At 42.0% G+C, this 21169-nt stretch carries 17 protein-coding genes; 8 read left to right on the top strand and 9 right to left on the bottom strand.

The genetic code is table 11. The features are described 5' to 3' along the window. The first annotated feature begins 138 nt into the window (after positions 1-138). Positions 139-711 (top strand): DinB family protein, encoded by a 573-nt coding sequence (locus tag MKX46_RS18670; protein ID WP_165148181.1) that lies wholly within the window; start codon positions 139-141, stop codon positions 709-711. 239 nt (positions 712-950) lie between these two features. Here MKX46_RS18670 and MKX46_RS25615 read toward each other — a convergent pair whose 3' ends face one another. The 4 genes from MKX46_RS25615 to MKX46_RS18655 form a co-directional block, all read right to left on the bottom strand. Then, positions 951-1124: a DUF3970 family protein gene (locus MKX46_RS25615; RefSeq protein ID WP_080658577.1), complete on the bottom strand. Its 174-nt coding sequence runs from the start codon at positions 1122-1124 to the stop codon at positions 951-953. 6 nt (positions 1125-1130) lie between these two features. Further along, positions 1131-1409, bottom strand: a complete 279-nt coding sequence (locus MKX46_RS18665) for a 3'-5' exonuclease (protein ID WP_080658578.1) — start codon at positions 1407-1409, stop codon at positions 1131-1133. Between the two features lie 325 nt (positions 1410-1734). Further along, a complete protein-coding gene (locus MKX46_RS18660; RefSeq protein WP_069010912.1) occupies positions 1735-3069 on the bottom strand; it encodes an erythromycin esterase family protein in 1335 nt (444 codons plus the stop codon). Between the two features lie 81 nt (positions 3070-3150). After that, complete coding sequence (locus MKX46_RS18655; RefSeq protein ID WP_341071616.1) at positions 3151-4308, bottom strand: serine hydrolase domain-containing protein; 1158 nt, start codon at positions 4306-4308, stop codon at positions 3151-3153. 1096 nt (positions 4309-5404) lie between these two features. Between MKX46_RS18655 and aiiA the strand changes: the two genes are divergently transcribed. The 5 genes from aiiA (at position 5405) to MKX46_RS18630 (ending at position 9925) form a co-directional block, all read left to right on the top strand. Next, a complete protein-coding gene (aiiA, locus tag MKX46_RS18650; RefSeq protein ID WP_341071615.1) occupies positions 5405-6163 on the top strand; it encodes a quorum-quenching N-acyl homoserine lactonase AiiA in 759 nt (252 codons plus the stop codon). A 14-nt stretch (positions 6164-6177) separates the two neighbouring features. Then, positions 6178-7500 (top strand): MFS transporter, encoded by a 1323-nt coding sequence (locus MKX46_RS18645; protein WP_341071614.1) that lies wholly within the window; start codon positions 6178-6180, stop codon positions 7498-7500. 45 nt (positions 7501-7545) lie between these two features. After that, a complete protein-coding gene (locus MKX46_RS18640) occupies positions 7546-8934 on the top strand; it encodes an amidase (RefSeq protein ID WP_341071613.1) in 1389 nt (462 codons plus the stop codon). 29 nt (positions 8935-8963) lie between these two features. Continuing rightward, positions 8964-9155, top strand: a complete 192-nt coding sequence (locus MKX46_RS18635; protein ID WP_069010906.1) for a hypothetical protein — start codon at positions 8964-8966, stop codon at positions 9153-9155. Positions 9156-9313: 158 nt separating this feature from the next. Beyond that, a complete protein-coding gene (locus tag MKX46_RS18630; protein WP_341071612.1) occupies positions 9314-9925 on the top strand; it encodes a TetR/AcrR family transcriptional regulator in 612 nt (203 codons plus the stop codon). A 1062-nt stretch (positions 9926-10987) separates the two neighbouring features. Here the strand turns inward: MKX46_RS18630 and MKX46_RS18625 are convergent. From MKX46_RS18625 to MKX46_RS18605, 5 genes are all read right to left on the bottom strand, one after another. Beyond that, positions 10988-11311 carry a hypothetical protein gene (locus MKX46_RS18625; protein WP_341071611.1) on the bottom strand — a complete coding sequence of 108 codons (324 nt, stop codon included), beginning with the start codon at positions 11309-11311 and terminating at the stop codon, positions 10988-10990. 880 nt (positions 11312-12191) lie between these two features. Continuing rightward, entirely contained in the window at positions 12192-13763 is a 1572-nt protein-coding gene (locus MKX46_RS18620) for a glycoside hydrolase family 32 protein (protein ID WP_081317544.1), read from the bottom strand. Between the two features lie 97 nt (positions 13764-13860). Then, on the bottom strand, positions 13861-15480 hold the full coding sequence (locus MKX46_RS18615) for an ABC transporter substrate-binding protein (protein ID WP_029515922.1): 1620 nt from the start codon (positions 15478-15480) through the stop codon (positions 13861-13863). 18 nt (positions 15481-15498) lie between these two features. After that, positions 15499-16380 (bottom strand): carbohydrate ABC transporter permease, encoded by an 882-nt coding sequence (locus MKX46_RS18610; RefSeq protein WP_029515923.1) that lies wholly within the window; start codon positions 16378-16380, stop codon positions 15499-15501. Between the two features lie 14 nt (positions 16381-16394). Further along, the gene (locus MKX46_RS18605) at positions 16395-17279 is read right to left on the bottom strand and encodes an ABC transporter permease (RefSeq protein WP_230584986.1); all 885 of its coding nucleotides are present in this window, start codon (positions 17277-17279) and stop codon (positions 16395-16397) included. Positions 17280-17785: 506 nt separating this feature from the next. Between MKX46_RS18605 and MKX46_RS18600 the strand changes: the two genes are divergently transcribed. Together MKX46_RS18600 and MKX46_RS18595 are read left to right on the top strand one after the other, a co-directional pair. After that, complete coding sequence (locus MKX46_RS18600) at positions 17786-18820, top strand: LacI family DNA-binding transcriptional regulator (RefSeq protein WP_341071610.1); 1035 nt, start codon at positions 17786-17788, stop codon at positions 18818-18820. A 22-nt stretch (positions 18821-18842) separates the two neighbouring features. Continuing rightward, on the top strand, positions 18843-19838 hold the full coding sequence (locus tag MKX46_RS18595) for a carbohydrate kinase family protein (protein ID WP_029515926.1): 996 nt from the start codon (positions 18843-18845) through the stop codon (positions 19836-19838). Positions 19839-21169 lie beyond the last annotated feature (1331 nt).

The raw sequence follows: 21169 nt of genomic DNA, 5'->3' as shown, positions 1-21169 counted from the left end.
AGCGACTGCGCCCGTGTAATTAGAAAATATAGTCTTAGACTGGAAAATAAAGTATTAAAGATATAAACTACGAATATGCTTTTTTCTTGAACCCTCTCATATGATGAGAGTAATTCAGTATTCGAGGAGATGATCTTGATGAACAAGAACATAGGGATTAAGGATACTTTGGTAAGGTTCGACGAGATTTCGAAGCATTATGTTCGGGAGCTGGACAAGTATAGTCTGGCGGAACTGTGTCGCAAGCCAAGCGAAAACGAATGGTCGCTTGGGCAAATGTACCTGCATTTGCCCCATTCCACGCTGAACTTGCAGCTCCGTCTTGCGGAGCAGTGCATGGCGCTCGGTGGCGGCAACGAGGAGGGCGACGGGAAGACGGAGGCCGGCCATGCCGTGTTTGAGCAAGGGAGCTTCCCACCGGTTCGCATTCAGGTACCGGCCGACTTGCAATATACGCCCCCACAGCCAGAAAGCAAGGAGCAGCTTGTCGCCAAGCTGGAGGAAGCAAGGCGCCGCATGCATGAGATTGGGGCGTCGCTACAGAACATAGACCCAGAGCGGCTGCAGCGAAAGGCGACTCATCCGGCTGTAGCCTTCGGCGCGTTAAACGCGGTCGAATGGTTCACGATGGTGGAGATGCATTACCGTCATCATCTTCTTCAAAAGGAGCGGCTGGACGCTTTCTTACAAACTGCAGAGTTATTAGGCTAACAGGACACGATAGTTGAATGTTGACCACAACAGCGGCCAGTCTAGGAATTTATTTTCGCGTCCTTATCTGCCGCTGTTGCATTTATCGGATCAGTCTAAAACTTTATTTTCTTCGGACAATAAAGTTGTATACCGAAATCCAACATTTGTAATTTTGATTCTTTTATCAATATATAAAAATATGTACGTTAAAATGGGGTAATACCAGCGAAAATGGTACAAACCGCAATTTGTTTCCTCTAAGCTTTTAGAGGCTGATCGTTTGGACTGCTTACATCAACATAAACACGAACATATTCACTGTTTCTGTTCTGATAAGCCTTTGAACGCTTCAGCACTCTGTAGTAGTCCTCGAAGTGCTCCAAAAACTGATCAATCTCTTCAGGTATTCCTTCAACCCGTATTTTTAGCATCCTCTTTTACAACTCTTCTTTTAGCGATGAGCTTGGAGCATTTTCAACCATTTCGTTTGTGATTCCGTGGATGGCGGTCGCTTCTTCTGGAATGAGGGATACCGGCTTGATTAACGTTTCAAAAAGAGGATTTTCGTCAAGATCAATAATTGCAATCTCTACGATCTCAGAGTCGCCATCTAAACCGGTGGTTTTCACATCTAAAATGATATATTCTGATTTTCTTTGGCTAACTGAACGGTTCGAGCTTTTTGTATTGCTGCTAGTTGTTTCTCTTATTTTCACAAAAAACCAAGCTGACGATTATAAGATGGACTTTTTCTTGTACAAAAAAGAGTCTGCCCTTGGGCAGACCCGATACAAATGAACAGACTCGTGCAAGTTGTGCTCAGTCAGATTGAACCTGCAGGATAGAGGCTGTTTCAATTCGGATTTATTTTGTTAACTTGATAATAATGTGCTTCTACCCAACATCGTCTCTAATTCGAAAACATTTATTCCATCTAATGATCTTTTAATGGAATAACCTAGCTGACATTTTTTAAACACCTCTATTGACACTTAACACTATCATCAATACAACACTTCGTTAAGCCACATTATTACAAATTTATTGATGTAGTTGAGATGGACTCACTTTTTGAATTTGAACAAGTATATCAAACGTTTTACCTAATGATATATCAACAGTTTTTGGTATAGCAGGGCCTTCTTTAGTTATTCCAGCGAAAATTTGATGTTGTTCGTTTAACCAAGTTTTTGTCACTCCGTTCGCCTTACGTAAATCAATAAAAAATTGATCTTTTTTGACCTGTCCAAAAATGTAATTATAACTGTTTGGATCATCTGATTTTAATATTCCATATGGGCCAAATTCACCATCATTATTATAAACATTATATTGTCCTTTATAAACTGATGTTCCAATAGATACATACCGTTTTCCATAATATTCTGCTAAATGCTGCCCAGCTACTTTAGGGTATATAAATGGAATCATATTTGTTTTCGAAACGTGTCCATTATGTCCCCAAACTATGGTTTTCCCTAAATGTTCTTCAGTCCACTTCGCATTTTCATACATTGCAATATCATGTTTCAAATAAAAATCCGATGGTTTATCAGGGGATGTTCCTCCTAACATTGTAGTAAACTGTTCAATAATACGAGCATTTTGTTTTATCCATGCGAACTCTTTGGATTTTCCGTTCAGATAACTTTTATTTTGTTCTAATAAAGCACTGATTTGTTTAGCATCTGAAATATACTTTTCTTTTTCTTCTTTTGTAAGGCCCTCAAAAGTAGTCATATCCTTTGTTACAGGAATGAGACCTTTTATCTTCTCTTCTACTCTAGGCACAAGATCTGAATTGTTTCTTTTTATATATTCTATTATATTATTATAAACATTCTCGTTTACTGATTGAATGTCCATCCCAATGATACGCACTTTAGATTTATGTTCTGGATTAGCATTATATTGTCGAATCCAACTAAGTAGATCTAACATTTCTTTTGTGTTAAATACAGGTGATAGATGTTGGCTTGGGTTTCCCTTACCAGTAAGAACATATCGATCAAGCTCCAGAGCTCTGTCCCATCCCTCTTCTAAAACTAAGTTGATGAATCCCTTTTCAGATACTAAATAATTAACAATGCGTTGTTTCATTGTAAAAACTTCATGAGCCCCATGCGTAGCTTCACCTAAACCTACAATTGAAGCTGAACCTACCATATTCTTAAGTGGTTTTAAATCATTAAAAGATGCAGTTGGATTAGTTGTTTTTAAAGGCTTTGCATGCATTTCTAACCATTCCGTTATTTGATTTGTATTGTAGGGAGCTGTAACAGAAACTCCTGTTTTCGAGTCTGCATAAGTACTTCCTACAAAATTAGTCAGTATTATAGCAAAAACACCAAGTGCAATAATCATTTTCTTTTTCATAATACCCTCCTAAAATACTTACTTGTTAGTTTTTTGACATGCTCTAAGGAGCCCATTTTAAACCATTTTTTTCCTTTTTTCCTACTTGCTAAATTCAGCAAGTAAAATATTTTTAAATGGATCAGGACTATCAGCTTTAAAGCTGTTCAAATTGACGACCAATGTATGCTTGCCTCCAAGTGTGCCACCAGCAAAAGTGGTAAACCCTAGAACTCTACCTTTGTGTCCCCATATCGAGACACCGTTTGGAAGCTTAGTTTCAAAGATCCCAAGACCATATCCGGTTCCTTCTCTATCTGTAGGAACTGTAGTAAGCATTTGTTTTAGTTGCTGTTCCTTCAGTAATTTACCACTGAGTAAGTAAGAGAAGAATTTGTTTAAATCGTCAGCAGTAGAAATCATATCTCCATCCGAGCTACCTGGGTTAATATAAGTAACGTCTTTTAGCTCACTTGCTCCGTCTAGTTGGAAATAGCCACGGGCATGCTTGGTGCCTGGAATCACGCTTGAATTGCCAGGTAGGAATGTATTTGACAAATCAAGCGGTTCAATAATCCGATTTTCAACCTCTTCCGCATAGCTGTTTCCAGTTACTTTTTCAATAAGGATCCCCAGTATTACGTATCCTGTGTTTGAATAAGACCAACCCTTTCCTGGGGCAAAGTCTGGGGGAAGAGAAATCCCCATCTTTACGAATTCTTCAGCCGTATACGATTTTTTTGTATCCGTATAATCAAAGTCTTTTGAATTTACATAGTCAGCGATACCACTTGTATGATTCAATATCTGCCGGATAGTAATTTGGTTACCATCATATCCGTTTCCTTGAATGACACCAGGCAACCATTTTTCAATGGAGTCGTCTAGATTCAAGCGGTTCTCTTCAGATAATTGAAGTAGAACTGTTGCAATGAATGTCTTCGTTACACTACCAATGCGAAAGCGAAAATCTGTTTTCATTGGTTTCTTGGTGCTCAGGTCCGCTAACCCAGCGGCATAACTCCATGTTTTTCCACCCTCGGAAGTTTTAGCAAGTATCCCAGGATATCCAAGTTGCAATGTATCCCGCATTGCCTCTTTGACGGAATTACGTTCACTTTGAGTGCTTGTTTGTAACGGACTAGATACATTTTGAATGGACTCCGCTCTTACAATTGAGGTTGGTGTTGTGTATAACAGAGAACTTCCAGCCATTAAAAGGACTAAACCTGTAGATGCAATTTGACAATGCTTTTTCATAAAGATATTCTTCTCCTCTATTCATATTGTATCGGCAGTTATTTGCTGTTTTAGGGCAAGAGTGGATTTGCAATTATCTTTACTCATTATTATTTTCACAAACGCTATTGTGTCCTAACAAACGGTAAATTCCTTTTTTTCCACATGTATGTTAACCCTAGAAATTACTTATTTTCCTTAAAACACTCTTGTTACTGGATTGTTTTTATAAATAGGTCATACCTGTTTCCCCTTTCACGCCTCTTTATTTTTTATCATACACAATGAAAATCTCTCCTCCTCGTTTATTGTTAATGTGTTAAACTGCCTCTATGATTCTAAGTATTTTTCTGTCACATACGGTAGTGTCAAAATGTCACACTATTAAAAATCCTAATATTATTCGGAGTGAATATCTCAATCCAGATGTCGCTGTCAGTGAAGCTGGTGATTTGGCTGTGTCTTATTCGTATTCCCAGTTGCTCCATAACCTCTCTTACCGGAACTCTTGCCAATCTCAATTCAATCGCTTGCATTTTTCTAGGGGGTAACTCACTCTCGTTGCCAACGTAAAAACACCTCCAAGGTTATCTCCATATCTCTTACGACATGGCTTGATTCTCTTGAAGGTGTTTTGATTTGTCTCACGTTATGGGGTCAGTCCCCTTGATCTACAGTCGAAAAAGGTTCCTTATCTAACTTTACCAATCGATCAAAAACCTTAATTTCAAATCCCGATTCATTTCTCAACACTTCAAACCGGATGTTCTCCTCTACCGCCGGATTGATGGCTGAACCGAAACATTGTTATCTCCTGACTACAATCAATCATTTTAAGCCCATTATCTTCAAACAGGCATTCAGCATATCCTTGTTTTTATAGATTACAACAGTAATCTCCTGTCGTGCTCTCGTTAGCATTTGGTACAAACGCAGCCCCGTTGTTTCTTTGCACTCCACCTAGGCGACATTCTTTAGCTTGGCGTATTGTTGCAGGTGTAAGGCTTTTGCCGATGCCCAACCGCCGATGACAAATTGACATCGGACAATTTGTCCGATATAATCAAAACAAAACGGACAAACTGTCCGAATTTATAATACGAAGGGTGAAACTGGGATGCATATCAAAAAATTGTATTTTTTATCTGTAGGTGAATGTTTCCTAGATCAATCGGCAGTTAATCGAACCCTTGCCCCCGGGAAATTAGTCGGAATGCCTGTGTGGTCTTTTCTATTGGAAACGACCAGCGGGCCGATACTCATCGATACGGGAATGCCCGACGCTTTTATCAACAATCCCGATTACTACAAGGGGACTAGACGTGAAGGGCGCGTCGTCCCCAACATGTCTGACGGCGACTCGATCGTAAATGTGTTAAAGCGTGTCGGTTATCGACCTGACGATATTCAAATGGTCATTAGCTCCCATTTACACTTGGATCATTCTGGGGGAAACGGGCATTTCCGCAATACGCCGATCCTTATTCAAAGGGCAGAGTATGATGCGGCCATAAACAATGAGGATTACTCTCCATTAGAGTGCAGGCTGCCCGATTTACAATATCAAATCATTGAGGGTGACCATGAATTGATTCCGGGGGTTCAAATTTTATTCACTCCGGGTCATTCCCCTGGCCATCAATCAGTCCTTGTCACAACGGAAAAGTCGGGTCCAGTGCTACTGACAATTGATGTTGCTTATACTCGGGAGAACTTCGAGAATAGCGTACCGTTCTTGACATTCGATCAAGAGATGGCTGCCAAATCGATTAGTCGCATGCAGGAGTTAATTCAGGATGTTCGGCCGTCCTATGTTTTCTTGGGACACGATAGAGATCAGGCGCAAAAATGCCGCACCTTTCCTGACTTCCTGTAATGGAGAGACAGGCTATGGATACTCAATCAATGGCTTTATCCGGCAATGAGCGGAAATTAATGGGGACACTTTGCTTGCTCATTATTTTCGGAAACATCAATATAACCATGTTTAATTTGTCTATACCTTCGATTTCCGCTGACTTTGCCCTGACCTCCTCGCAGGTGAGCTGGGTTATGGTCGGTTACAGCATTTTGATGGCTATCGGCGCCGGTACTTACGGCAAGTTAACGGAGTCCTTTTCCTTTCGCCAGCTGTATGTCATTGGTTTAATCCTTTTAGCTTTCGGCTCTATGATCGGCTTTTTTGCAGCTTCATACTTGCAAGTCATCATTGGAAGACTACTGCAGGCAGCAGGGGCCTCATCCATCTCTCCCCTGTCTTATGCGGCAGTAACCCTGTATTTTAAGCCTACAGTCAAGGGACGGGTGCTGGGAACCTTATCCGCCACAATTGCCTTTGCTTCCGGCTTCGGGCCTGTGTTCGGCGGTTTCGTAGAGCAATACTTTGGCTGGCGTGCTTTGTTCATCGTGTCCAGTCTGAGCCTATTTGTTATCCCTTTGATATTCAAGTATGTTCCTGACAAGAAACACGACCGCGGTTCATTCGATTTTCTCGGAGCTGTTTTGTTCTCCGCGGGACTGGCGTTGGTATTGCTAGGGGTTACGAACTATTGGTTTATGCTCATTGCAGGAGCAGCAGTTCTTCTATGGTTCGGTACTCATATTCAGAAAAAAGAACATCCATTTATCGATGCATCTTTCATGAAAAATGCTCCTTACCGACGAATTCTAGGGATTGGATTCCTTACCTTCGTATGCAACACGGGGTTAACCTTTACTCTTCCTGTCATGATGAAGAATTCCTTTCATTTACCAACTAGTAAAATCGGTCTGCTGATGCTTCCCGGTGCCGCCTGTGCAGCCTTGCTCGGATCCCGGATCGGAAGTTGGACAGATCGTTTCGGAAGCTCCCGTGTGCTTGTCATATCGCAAAGTCTCGTCATCAGCGGATTTATACTACTGGGGGTATCCGTACATTTGCCGCCATGGATCGACGCTTTATTGATCATTATCCTTATGATTGGATTCAACGGTGTCCTCACCTCTAGCAGCAATTTAGTTTCGACGACACTCCGTTCGGCTGAGCTGGGTGTGGGGATGGGTATTTTCACACTGGCCTATCTCCTAGGCGGAGCATTCGGCCCTGCGCTGGTCGGCCGACTGATTGATCTAAAGATGCCTTTTTCTGTTGTTTATTTTACCATTTCCCTGTTGGCAATCCTGACATACTTATTCGCAAGAAAAGCAAATCCTAGCGGAAGCTATGGTAATTAGTTTGGTAGACTTACGACATGTCCGAAAGATACGGAGGATGAATAGATGAGTAAATTAAATTTCCAACTGTCCTTTGCTGCTATTCATGAGCTGGCCGAGAGGATCCGTACAAGGAAAATATCCCCGGTAGAGATTACAGAACATGCGCTTCACCGCATCGAACGTTTGAATCCGAAACTGAACGTTTTCGTTACCCAAACGTCCGAACTGGCGATTGAACAAGCGAAGCAATCGGAACGCGATATTATGCATGGTCGGTACAAAGGGCCCCTTCACGGGATTCCCATCGTTCATAAGGATCTATATTACACTAAAGGGATCCGAACAACTGCCGGTTCAAAAATATTGAACAGCTTCGTCCCCGATTACGATTCGACGGTTGCAGCTAAGCTACATGAGGCTGGAACAGTTCTGCTAGGCAAAGTACAGACTCACGAGTTCGCTGCGGGATTGACAACAACTAGCCCACACTTCGGTCCTTGCCTCAATCCGTGGAACACTGAACTTGTAACGGGAGGTTCAAGCGGCGGCTCGGCTTCTGCCTTAGCGGCTGGACTTACTTATCTGGGCACAGGCTCGGATACCGGAGGTTCGATCCGCATACCCGCTGCTTTGTGCGGTGTCGTAGGGATGAAGCCGACGTACGGTCGGGTCAGTCGGTATGGTATCATTCCAATGGCCTGGTCATTGGACCACTCTGGTCCGTTGACCCGCTGTGTCATGGATGCGTCCCTGTGCTTGGATGTGATGTCTGGCTTCGATCCAAAGGATGAATCGACTGTCGATCTGCCTGCGCCAGGTATCAAGATGTATCCGAATGGTCTCAGGGGTGTGCGTATCGGATTGCCGACAAGCTACTATTACGAGGATTTGATGCCAGAAGTGGAAGCTGCGATGAAGGCCGCTATCAATAAATTCCGAGAACTGGGAGCAGAAATCATCGAAGTTAGCCTGCCCCTGATCAAACATGTTAGAAGTGCGACGATGGCCATTATGATGACGGAAATGTACTCGTACCACGAGAAGTGGCTTGAGACAGAATTGGAACAGTATGGACCGGACGTCCGAATGTTTCTTGAAAGCAGTAGAGATATTCCGGCTTCCATTTACCTTCAGTCTCAGCGGGCCCAGCAACTAATTGTCAATGATTTTTTGAATGCATTGTCCGGAATCGACATCTTGTTGACGCCGGCAACACCGATCACTGCGCCGCGTGCAGATGATGAAGCTAGTGTATTCAGATTGAACTCATTTACGGTTCCGACCAATTTGACTGGCTTGCCTAGCTTGAGCATGCCTTGCGGCTTCTCACCTTCCGGTCTGCCGATTAATATGCAATTGATTGGCCGCCCCTTCGAAGAAGCGACAGTACTAGGTATCGGCAATACTTATGAAATGAATACAGACTGGCACAAGAGACATCCGGATTTGTAAGCCTGACTATATTTGATGGAGGGTAATCTATGGATCAAAAGCAACTTAACTCTGAAGTTAGCAGGAGAGCATCAACCGAAACCGGAACAGATACGACGAGCGACAAGAAAAAAGCATACGAGCAGTTTATTCATACGATCGCAAGTTTAAAGGAACTGGACCTATCGGGCATTGAACCGCATTTGCCTCCAATTTACAAAAAGCACTATACCAAGAGATAAAAAAAGCTCATCGGTCACCCAAATGAATGTATTTTTAATTTTTCACGAAATGTATTATAATTATGAAGACGGACAACATGTCCTATACACAAAAAACGGACAAATTGTCCGTTTTTCGTGTTAAATAACAGTTAAATTAATGATGAAGGGAGATGTTTATGGTGAATTCAGAATCGCAATCTGTCTCTCTGAAAATTCCCAGAGAGGAGTTAAACCGAAGACGAATTTTGGCGGCGGCTAGAGAACTTTTCATCAAAAAAGGCGTTGACAATGTCAATATGCATCAGATTGCGAAGACTGCTGGAGTAGGACAAGCAAGCCTATACCGCCGCTACTCGGATAAGGGCGACATATGTCAGGAGATCGCGTATGAAGAATACCAACCTTTGTTTGATGAAGTTCAAGCATTTCTTGATCAATCCCCAGAAACCGCTGCCTTGGACCGGCTTTACCATGTAATCGTAAGATATGTCTCTTTTTTAGAGGCGAAAGTTCCTTGGCTCTGTGAGGTCAGCCGGGCCTCAACCGGGCATCGTCCGTTACAATCTCCGTTATGTCAATGGATGCGCAATATAAGCAGAGATCTGCTAAATGAGGCCGTTGAACAGGGAGACGTATCCGGGGTGGACATTTCATATACTATTGAAGCCCTGCTGGCCGTGCTTCACAATATCGATTACCATCTCCAAGATGAAGGCTTTACAAGCCAACGAGTTCTTGATGGATTACACCGCATATTTATTGAAGGTTTAAGAGCTAATAGACATTAATTGAGGGGCTGGCCACAAAGCCACATAACATGGATGAGGGATAGTCCTGCGTAACTCCTCTTTTTATCTCATAATGGTATATTGAATGTACAAAGAAACCATATCCTTTCAAATGGTCGGGTGGTACCTCCATTTTACCCAGGAACGGTTTCTTATTGTTTTACAATTGGAGAACAGGACGTCCCTAGTCATTTTTATGACTTATGGGACAACCCTTTTTTTCTGCCAATGGCTGCTACGCGAATTGTCCGGATCGGACTTCCATGGCACGCTCTCCTTATTCGGTCTTCTTATCATCAGCAGCGCTCTTTCGACTACTTCCTGTAGGCTTCGTAGCAGCAGGCTTAGTAGCCTGAGAATCCATGGAGAACAAGCAGGTTTTCATCTTATGTATTCTAAAATTGCAGTTGAAGAGATTTGTACAACACTTGGGGATTTTATTAACTCATCTTCCAAACTCCACGTCCAACTTCTCCAATCCATAACCAAACCACCTTTACGAAAAGTATCAATTATGATCGTAATTTGGATTCGATATCGATAATACCATATGTTAACATTTATAGGATATATAGAGTAAATAGAAACACAAAAAACCAATAGAAACAAGGGGCTTTGTTTCTACTGGTTTAAAAATGTCTCAAACATATACCCAAAAATGTCTCGGTTATCAACCAAATCAGTCTCAATTATTACCGTTACTCACTGTGTGGTGTCATAATTAATGAGAATATCCACATTGCTTAAATGCATAAAAATACATCCGCTTGTATACATTATTTTACCATCGAGTAACCCTAAAGATACAAAAAAGGGCACAAAAAATGCCGGTTGGCAACTTTCTTTGTTCAACATATATTTATGAATCTCGGTTAATCCTTCACCGATCGCTACAATATACTTCTCATTTTCTTTTTTATTCTCCGTTTCAAAATGGATATAAAAAACATATGCAGTTCCATCATTAAATACAAAGATGCAGTAGCTGGTAAATCTTCAATTAATTTAATTTTTGAGTCTGTTATGAGGTATACAATATTGTTTGGATCATAGAGGTACCAGTCATCTCTCATCACTTACGATATATCCGTTAACTTTTTTATAGCCAGCAGCCATTTTCTCCTTATAAGCTTCATCACGTAGTCTTTTTATTCTTTCCTGTTTTAATACCTCTCTAGCTGCTAATTTTAGTTTATTGTACCTTCTATTGAGTTTATCTAACTGATAGAATGCAAACACATTGCTAAGCTTAGGCCTTTCATCGAGAAGGGTTAATAACTTAGGAATTGTGACTGAACTGTAAAACTGCCCCAACTCTTTGGATCTAGCTCTTAGTTTTCTTCTGTATTCTGTTCTTTGCGTTCTAAGAGTATCTATCTCTTTCAACAGTTCAACTTCACGTCTAGCCAGATGGTTTCTTTCAGTTTCAACTTTAGTAATATTTCTTTTCAGAGGCTCTCTGAGTTATGCCCGATGATTTCTTTCATCACCAGCAAATTTTGATTTAGATCTGCTGTAAAAGGAACGACTAGTTGAGGTATTTCTTGTTTCATGAAACTTTTTTTGATCAAAGCTGAACCAGTGTAAATTTCTCCCGTTCCCTGTATGCAACCATTGAAATACTCTTGATACTCCAAACGGAAGAGCAAATGGGAAAAAAGTTCCTAACCATATATCCGGTTTAATAAGATAAGTTAGTACCTTTTGCAGAATGATGACGGTCTCACCCTTTCATGAAAATCAAGAAATTCCATATTTGCTAATTTAGCATACCCAGCCCCATTATTTTAATTCAAACGCTTAATTGCCCTTGTCTTAACACGAGACAATATCATTTATCTGTAAAACAAAAAGCCGCCAAATTGGCGACTTCATAACCACTGCAAGTTCTTGTCCCGAACTGAGAACAAGAACTAGGTACCCCCTCGGGAAAAGAATATGATCTTATTGTCAATCATCATATTATTATAGGTAAGATGCAAGGAAAGATTCTTACGCCCTCTTACCACTGTAAAACTATATTATGAAATTCTCCGTGTTAGTCTTTCGATTTCTGCTAACTTCTAAGGATACGAACCCCCGGTACGGTTGTGAGCCGACGGGAGGTTACGTGTCCAGGCATAAGATAATACTTTAATTAGTTTTGGAGACCAGTTTAGATACGGATATAAGCAATCGGGCTGTAACCATTTCGTCGAATCAAGCCGCTGCTTAACGGGTTCTGTTGTAAGAACGTTTCAATTGGAATGATAATCATAACTACTGTCTAAACATTCTCATTTCCCCAAATGCTTACCAGATCATTGATCTGAAGCGACACGACCCTCAGTTCTCCACCAATGGCGTAGAGTTCTAGTCCCTTACTTTCGAAGTCCGGGAAAATCATGTCTGAAATGATTGTTTTTCCATGATTGCCGAAGACTTCGACACTTGACCAATCCAGATAAATGCTCAACTGTATCCTCTCATGCTCTGGCTTCATAGTGGCCTTGTGTATTGCTGTGAAATCTGAATGAAAATCAGTGGCGCTCGACTTCGTCCGATCGACGAACAATTCCTCATTCGAGATATTATATCCGATGATCGTCTCCTGATTGGCGGACTTCCGTACTTTAAACCCGAATTCCATAGCAGTACCGATTTCAAATTCTGCAATAATTTCTGCCTTGGCTGCGGAAATATCAGACAACACGTTCATATCTGGCTTAATCGTCAAGTCTTGTAGAGACAAAATCGGTTTTCTTAGCTGACTTAATTCATTTATGGGTGTTTGGATTAGGCGAAGTCCCTCGGGATAAGTCCTTAGCTGTAGCTCCCGGGGAATTGATGTCTTGCCACGCCATTCCTTTGAAGGAAGCGTGGTAGCATAACGCCAATTATTCATCCAGCCGATCCAAATCTTTCGTCCGTCTTCGTTCGAAATGCCATTCCAGGACACGGCCGCGTAAAAGTCTGATCCATAGTCTACCCATTTGATAGTATCGATGGATTCCAACGCTTCATCTGGCGTGAACGACTTACCGTCAAAGTTGCCTACAAAATACATCATGCCAGAACCGCCTGCCGGTGGTTCCGGATCGTCTGGATTCACACCATTTCTATCCCCGACGCTTAGCATCAGAATCCACTTCGTGGTATTAGGATCCTCATCCACTTGGATTCGAAATATATCAGGACATTCAAATATCCCTCGGTGTATATGTGGAATGTCGGAACCAAATTCGCTTGCAAAAGACCATTCTTTCAGGTTTGGAGATGTGTAAAATTCTACACGGTCCCTTACGGCAAGAACCATGATCCACATTGATGATTCATCATGCCAAATCACCTTCGGATCACGAAAGTCTAGCGTGTCCGTTGGAAATAAAACCGGGTTACCTTCATATTTTGTCCAGGTTCGACCTTTATCCTTGCTGTAAGCAATGCTTTGCACCTGCGGTTTTCCAGGCTGAGCCTTGTTGCCCTCATTTGTATAAATGGCCACCAATCCTGATCCTTCCTCTTTGAAAAATCCGCTGGTATTGTTCTTATCCACCACCGCACTCCCCGAGAAGATCGCTCCGTCCTCCCCAGGTGGAATCGCTGGTGGAAGCTCAGTCCAATGCACTAGATCCTTGCTTACCGCATGCCCCCAATGCATGTTGCCAAAATCAGGCTGCGTATCATGGGGCGTATGCTGGTAGAACAGGTGGTATTCTCCTTCAAAGTAAACCATGCCGTTGGGATCGTTCATCCAATTTTTCTCCGGTGAATAATGAAATTGAGGCCTGTACGTCTCACTATAGTTACTTTTTCTCTTTCTGCCGCTATAGTCGTCCGTTAGGTTTAATTCTTTCATAGTATCCGCTCTCCTCTTGATTGTTGATAAGGTATTTAACATAATAATTTGAGTTGCTCGTTTGCAAATGAATTTGAAATACTACCATTTAAATGTTTCAGCTTTGATCTTTGAGATATCTGTCATAGCCTTTCTGTTTGATTTCCAGCCATTTATCTAGCCCCAGTCTGGACAGCTCGGCTTTATATTCGGCCCATTCTTCTTCCACTTTACCCGTCTTGATCCATTCCGCCCGCTTGCGGTTAACGTAAGCAAACAAATCGGTTTCCAATGTGGAGATCTGCTTCTGATCCTCCAGAGAGAAGAAGACTTTCGGGAAATTATGGTCAGCCTTCATATAAGGAACGAGTCTTTCCTTCATGAGCTTAAGCCGTCCCACTGCATCATCGGGCTTAGTCGTAACCGTTCCGTAATACTCGTCAAGAATTGCTAATGGACCACCGATGTTCGTTTTTTGCCGTAGCTCGACAGGGGCCGTTCCCTTAAGCGGAAGATGCTTCAGCATATGACTCGCTTCATCGTATTCAAAAATGTTCTGCTGAGTTTTGTCGCCGTAGGTACCCCAGTTGTCTTGCACGGACTGGATAGGATCATACAGCTGGTCAATCCATTTTGCCGTAAGCTCGAGATTTTGGTTGTCACTGGTAATCACCATTCTCCCCCGGTCAAAGCCGAGATTGTTCGTGCGGGTCACATTGACTTCACCGCTTGGTCCGGCGAGCGGATTCATCAGTTCATATTTATCGTTGTCTCCTGAAATATTCGCCTTATCCCATTGGAAGTAGAGGCCATATCTTTCACTCTGACCTTTGGCTAGATACGTGTTATAATCCTGCTCGAATGATTCCTCGTCGATCAGGTTCAGTTTATACAGCTCATTAAGATATTTAATCCCCTCTTTGTAACCGTCCTGATCGGCAGTGAAGACCACTTTCCCCTCATTGGTCACTACCGTATGATCGCCGTTGTCCCCAAGACCGAATGATCCGAACAGAAAATTCAGGTCCTCATTGCCGTTATTGAGCATAAAGGACAGCGGGATTTCATCCGCTTGGCCATTTCCGTTAGGGTCGCCATTTTTAAATGCGAGCAGAACTTTTTTTAAATCCTCGGTGGTTTTTGGCATTTTAAGTCCCAGCTTTTTCAGCCACTCCACATTGATCCATGGCATGTCGTTTACAGAATGAATGCTCTCCTTCTCAGAACCCAGTTCTTCAATCCAAGGAAAGGCATAAATGTGCCCGTCCTGTGCGGTTATCATGGATCTGTACTCAGGCGCTTCCTTTAATACCTTCTGCAGATTGGGCATATATTTTTGAATCAAATCCTCTAAAGGGATAATAGTTCCATCCTTTCCGAGGTTCAACAAATCGTAATCGGAATATCCGGCATCCAGTATGGCATCTGGAAGATCTCCACTGGCAACAGCAAGGTTTCTTTTTTCAATGAAGGAATCGGAGGTGAAGTTGGTAAAATCGATATGCACCCCTGTTTTTTCTTCCAGTCTTTTATAAATCAACTTTTCATTTGGATCGGAAGGTGCCAGCGGCGAGCTTTGAGTCATAAAATGCAAAGTAACTTTCTCTTTAAGCGGCAGAGTAACATTTTCCAGCTTGTAATCTTCGGATGCCGCAGAATTATTGCCCGAACCGCCGCATCCGGCAAGCAGTGAAGTAGAAAGTGCCAACACAGACAAGGTTAGTAATGTTTTTTTCATCTCTATTCCCCCGATTTGTTATTTGATCGAACCTACCATGACACCCTTTTCGAAATACTTCTGGAAGAATGGATACATGACAATCAAAGGCAAACTTGATATGACAATGGCAGAGTACTTAATCATTTCAGACAATTTCTTAAGCTCCGCTTGTGCCATCGCATCGGCAATCATGCCGGGCTGAACCTGATTCTGTATCAAAATGGAGCGCAGTACTAGTTGAAGCGGAAACAGCTTCGGATCATCCAGATAAATCATGGCGTCGAAATAAGAATTCCACTGTCCGACAAAAGCGTATAAAGCTAGAACAAAAATAATAGGCTTGGAAAGCGGCAGGACGATTTTAAAGAAAATACTGAGCTCGGAAGCTCCGTCTATACTCGCCGCCTGGAACAGTTCTTTCGGAAGTCCCTGGAAATAAGTCTTTGCCAGAATAATATTGAATACGCTGATCGAGCCGGGCAGAATAATGGCCCAGACCGTATTCAACATGCCTAAATCCTTAATCACCAGATAGGTAGGAATCAGACCGCCACCGAAAAACATCGTTATCAGGAAAAAGATCATAATGGATCGTTTCCCTACCAACTCTTCAACCGCAAGCGGATAAGCCGCGAAGACGGAAAATAATACGGTTGCGAACGCAAAGGCTGCTGAATAAAAAATAGCATTAAAAAAACCGCGGATCATGGCACTGTTGCTTAGGATTTTGGCATATCCCGTGAGTGTCCAGTCTGATGATGTAATGGCAAACCCTTTGGTAATCAGGGTATTTGGAGTTAAAAAGGACGAAAGCACCACATAAACCAGCGGTAACAGAATAGCGAGAACAAACAAACCAAGTAGAATATAATTGATGATGAGCAGAATCCGGTCCTTCCCGGTGTAATGAATATCCATAAATACCTCCTTCTTTAATACAGCCCTTCTCCTTCGTTCAGCTTCTTGACGACGGTATTTACGAAAATCAACAGGAATACATTAATTACGGAATTGAACAACCCGATTGCCGTAGAATAAGCATAATCGCCGGATTGCAACCCCACCTTGTATACGTAAGTCGCGATGATTTCCGAGGTAGGTGTGTTCAGAGCCGTCTGCATTAGGTAAGCCTTTTCATAGCCGATCGACATAATACCTCCTGCAGCGAGAATGAACAGGACGGCCATGACGGGTTTAAGAGCTGGCAGATCAATGTGGAAGATTCTCTTCATCAATGAAGCACCATCAATTGTTGCAGCGTCATGCAACTGCGGGTCCACATTGGCTAAGGTGGCCACATAAATGATAGAGGACCAGCCCGCTGTTTGCCATATACCAGACAAAATATATACCGTTCGGAAATAGGCAGGATCAGTCATAAAAGCAATCGGCTTGCCGGTGAAGGTTGTTACCAAAGCGTTCACTATTCCAGCTGGCGATAGAAAAACAAACAGCATACCGGCAACAACAACAACCGAGATGAAGTTAGGTGCGTATACAATAAGCTGAATATTCTTCTTGAACTTCGCTCCTCTGACCAGATTTAGCATTAAGGCCAGAATGATGGGTACTGGGAAGCCGAGAATAAGACCGTAAGCGCTTAATTTAAGCGTATTCATTAATATGTCATAAAAATTTGGTGATGAAAGAAACCGCTGAAAATGTTCAAATCCAACCCATTCGCTGCCGAGGATGCCTTTTCTTGGGCTGAAATTTTTAAACGCAATGATCGAGCCGTACATGGGAACATACTTGAAAATGACGGTAAGAATTATGGACGGAAGCAGAAACAAATACAATATATAATTTCGAAGCATATAGCTTAACCAATGGTTTCTTTTTTTTGTTTCTGAAGCCTTTAATCCCCTTTTTTGAACGATCAAATTTGCCAATATTTTCCCTCCTACTGTTCACGGCTTGTTATACGACACAAAATATAAGCCATGTTATGTCATCTCTCTGACATAATTAACCAAGATGTTTTTCAAATACTTGCTTGTAATATCCACACCTCCAACAGAACGAGAATTTTACACATTCCCAAAATGAATGGGCTTACAATTTACATTTGAACATATTTTACTCTTACAATTTATCAGATGTACATTTAATTAGTCAATATAATTCGGGTGAAAAATTCATTCAAAAAGCGTATTTCAAGATAATTATAATGTTTTTAGCAAAAATACATCAAAAATACACAATATAAATAAACAAACGTAAACCATTATTGTTCATTTGAATAAATACATTGTTAAAAACATGAAAATACTATATATTTAGAAATATGAAGAATCTTAATTCGGAGAATAAGGTGAACAATATGACGAGAAAGTCAAAGGTTACGATACAAGATATCGCTGATGCCTTGGGAATTTCCAGAAACACTGCATCCAAGGCGCTTAATGGAGTGGAGAGTATTCCCACCGTTACTAGGGACAAGGTGGTCAAAAAAGCAATGGAGCTTAAATACAAACAATTTTCTTATATGGAAACAACTTCTGAAAAACAAGGCAATATCGCACTTTTGACCTGTAATCTTCCTAATAGCTCACACTTTGGATCTTTGTTGATCAGCGGACTGGAGAAGGAAATCAGCAAACAGGGCTATACTTTATCCATTTATTTTGTCCGTGAGAATGATATCAATTCGATGACCCTACCCGGCAATTTTGAACCTTCGAATGTGGCTGGCATTTTCTGCATCGAAATGTTCAGCAAGGAATACAGCAAGCTGATCACAGATCTTTGCATCCCAACCATTTTTATTGATTGCGCTGCGGATATGATGTATCCAGAATTGAAGGCGGATCTGGTATTAATGGAAAATGAACACAGCACATACTGTGTTACCCGGAAATTAATCGATCATGGCTATGAAAGCTTCGGTTTTGTAGGCGATTACAATCACTGCAAAAGCTTCAATGAACGCTGGACCGGATTTAATAGGGCCTTAGCAGAAGCAGGAATCGCCGTAGATCCTGCCCATAGCATTGTAGCGCCTGACCGCAACTTCTTTATAGAGGAGAACTGGATGGAACAGCAGTTGGATGCTCTGAGGGAGTGTCCCTCCGTCTTTATTTGCGCCAATGATTTCATTGCCATCAACGTGATCAAATCTTTAAAAAACAAAGGGATTAAAGTCCCAGAAGATGTTGCTGTCTGCGGGTTCGATGATGCTTCGGAATCCCGGGTTGTCGAGCCTCATCTTACAACCGTGCATATTTACAGTAGTCAGATGGGTATTATTTCAGCCGAAATGTTATTGTCCAGAATCAAAGACAATACCATGCCATACCGAGTGACTCATGTTGCAACGGATATCGTATACCGGGACTCGACCCCTGTTCTAAACTAAATCTACCAAGAGGTGAATCAAAGTGAAAAATGACAGAACGGTTCTTTGTGTGGGCGAGTTGCTCATTGATTTTTTCTGCACGGATATTGATGTTAATCTTGCCAAGGGTCAGCATTTCTCCAAGCAGGCTGGCGGTGCTCCGGCAAATGTAAGCGCAGCCGTAGCCAAACTCGGAGGAAAAGCGTCATTCTTGGGGAAAATCGGTGCTGATCCCTTCGGTATCTACCTGAAGCAAACGCTGGAGGAGCAGCATGTGGATACTTCCATGCTTCTTTTTGATCCGGAAACACCGACTACACTGGCCTTTGTTTCCCTTGCCGCTAACGGCGAACGAGATTTCGTATTCAACCGCGGAGCTGACCGTCAGCTGTCTCTGCAGGACATTGATAGAGAATGGACTCGACAGGCTGCCATTCTGCATTTTGGCTCGGCAACGGCCTTGCTCGCCGATCCTTTCCGGGAAGCGTATTTGTCTTTATTGGACGAAGCGAAAGCCAATGGGCAATTTACCTCCTTTGATCCCAATTACCGGGGGGACCTCTGGAAAGATAGGCTGGAGGAGTTTATAACATTGTCCAGAAGAGGAATACACAATGCGGATTTCGTAAAGGTAAGCGAAGAGGAATTAAATATCATTACGGGGCTGACTGACCGCAATGCTTCATTGGATCTTTTGCATGGGTTGGGAGCCAAAACGGTGGCAGTTACCTTGGGGAAAGAAGGTACTCTCATCTCAAGCGGTACCTCCCGTTCGCTAATCAGCAGTATTACTGTTAAATCGATCGATTCTACCGGTGCCGGTGATGCCTTCGTCGGAGCTATGCTGTATCAAATCAGCCAGCTGAGTCAGCCCAAGGCATTTACCTCCGATTGGGAGCAACAGCAGGAATTTATAACACTTGCCAATCAAGTCGGCGCTATCGTGTGCACTAAAGTTGGAGCGATTGCAGCCTTGCCATCGTTGGAAGAAGTTAAGCATTTCATAGAGCAACAGGGTGAAACAAAAATCGAACTGTAAGAACAGCAAAGGTGTCCCGACGATCCTAGGGTCGCTGGCACCTTTTTAGTTATTCCTTGGAAAGTGAAGTGAGGAAACTAAATCATATCAAGGGAGTTTAATCAAAAGGAAACTACTACTATCCTATGTAGTAGCTCCTTGTATTTAAGACAGACCAAAATATTTTCGATTGCCGATAATATTCCATTTTTATTTGACTCAGATGTTTTCATAAAACATTTTAATTCACATTGCTGTGCTTATTGTAGGTAGTGATTTGAAGCTTTAACAACTGTATTTAGTGTTTCACTTCTTGTACATTGTGGATCAAATAAAACAGGAAATAAATCCTCCATGCCTCTCAGGTGATCTCGATCTAAATACTCTGATCGAATTAGTCCATCTTCGGCAAACACAAAGAAAACCTGGTTGTAGGCGAAATTCCTCTTAAAAATGCTGGTTCCATAAAGGTATCGACGATAATGGGCTTCTTTTTACCCATTTGTTATAACTCTAAAATAATGAACTCAACACTTTCATCAAAGACCGAAGAACCATTGACTCTATCGTTCCCACAACCTAAGAAAAACCACTCCCAATCGATAAAGTGACTTAAAATTGCCGGATGGTCCTGAGGGTTAGCTTTGCCCTGATAATCAAAGGTATGGTCATCAGAAGAATAATACTCCCCACTTGGAGGCTTTCGTCTTAGTCATAGTGCTTTTTACCGCCGTAAGGCCCCCGCCACAAATCCAAGCAAATGTGATTTAGATAAAGCCTTAATACTCGATCTGAAATTTTCAAAGTACATCATTCCCCTGTCTAAAAATTGTTTCTTACAAGGGGAAAAGTCTCATTCTGAAAGCACTACAGTAATTTCTCATCATCCATATTCATTAATAATGCCCCCATCGTTAAGTTATGTTTGGTTTATTCGATTCCGTCCCACATTCCACACAAAGTCTATCCATACCTAAAGCTCTTTTCCCTTGGCTCCTACAAATCCATTTCATTTTATCCTATTCGTTCCCTTGGCCTCGTGGTTTATCATCATTTATTATTCACCATTTCTTTTGATTTTTTATATTCTCGTTGCACATAATAATAAATCCGTCCAAATCGGCATGCCAAATCACCACAAGCAACATCTGGTGCTTGCAGCATGGACATCTCAACGGGTCTTGTTCATATGTCTCTATCACTCAGTCTCTATCACTCGCTGGCGATACGAAAAGCGAAAGAAGCTCGACGCTTTCCTGACCAGCAAGAAATTGATTTTCCTAACCTGACAGAAGTAAGCTGAAGCTGCATGAACACAATAACAAATCCGCCTTTTGCCAAAAGCCCCTCTA

Source organism: Paenibacillus sp. FSL P4-0113 (genome assembly GCF_038009305.1).
Classification (GTDB): Bacteria; Bacillota; Bacilli; order Paenibacillales; family Paenibacillaceae; genus Paenibacillus; species Paenibacillus polymyxa_D.
This window is presented reverse-complemented; position numbering and strand designations above follow the sequence as displayed.

Coding starts and splice junctions, on each gene's coding strand:
- MKX46_RS18670 (WP_165148181.1), top strand. CDS start 139: ATGAACAAGAACATAGGGATTAAGGATACTTTGGTAAGGTTCGACGAG.
- MKX46_RS25615 (WP_080658577.1), bottom strand. CDS start 1,124: ATGCTAAAAATACGGGTTGAAGGAATACCTGAAGAGATTGATCAGTTT.
- MKX46_RS18660 (WP_069010912.1), bottom strand. CDS start 3,069: ATGAAAAAGAAAATGATTATTGCACTTGGTGTTTTTGCTATAATACTG.
- MKX46_RS18655 (WP_341071616.1), bottom strand. CDS start 4,308: ATGAAAAAGCATTGTCAAATTGCATCTACAGGTTTAGTCCTTTTAATG.
- aiiA (WP_341071615.1), top strand. CDS start 5,405: ATGCATATCAAAAAATTGTATTTTTTATCTGTAGGTGAATGTTTCCTA.
- MKX46_RS18645 (WP_341071614.1), top strand. CDS start 6,178: ATGGATACTCAATCAATGGCTTTATCCGGCAATGAGCGGAAATTAATG.
- MKX46_RS18640 (WP_341071613.1), top strand. CDS start 7,546: ATGAGTAAATTAAATTTCCAACTGTCCTTTGCTGCTATTCATGAGCTG.
- MKX46_RS18635 (WP_069010906.1), top strand. CDS start 8,964: ATGGATCAAAAGCAACTTAACTCTGAAGTTAGCAGGAGAGCATCAACC.
- MKX46_RS18630 (WP_341071612.1), top strand. CDS start 9,314: ATGGTGAATTCAGAATCGCAATCTGTCTCTCTGAAAATTCCCAGAGAG.
- MKX46_RS18620 (WP_081317544.1), bottom strand. CDS start 13,763: ATGAAAGAATTAAACCTAACGGACGACTATAGCGGCAGAAAGAGAAAA.
- MKX46_RS18615 (WP_029515922.1), bottom strand. CDS start 15,480: ATGAAAAAAACATTACTAACCTTGTCTGTGTTGGCACTTTCTACTTCA.
- MKX46_RS18610 (WP_029515923.1), bottom strand. CDS start 16,380: ATGGATATTCATTACACCGGGAAGGACCGGATTCTGCTCATCATCAAT.
- MKX46_RS18605 (WP_230584986.1), bottom strand. CDS start 17,279: ATGCTTCGAAATTATATATTGTATTTGTTTCTGCTTCCGTCCATAATT.
- MKX46_RS18600 (WP_341071610.1), top strand. CDS start 17,786: ATGACGAGAAAGTCAAAGGTTACGATACAAGATATCGCTGATGCCTTG.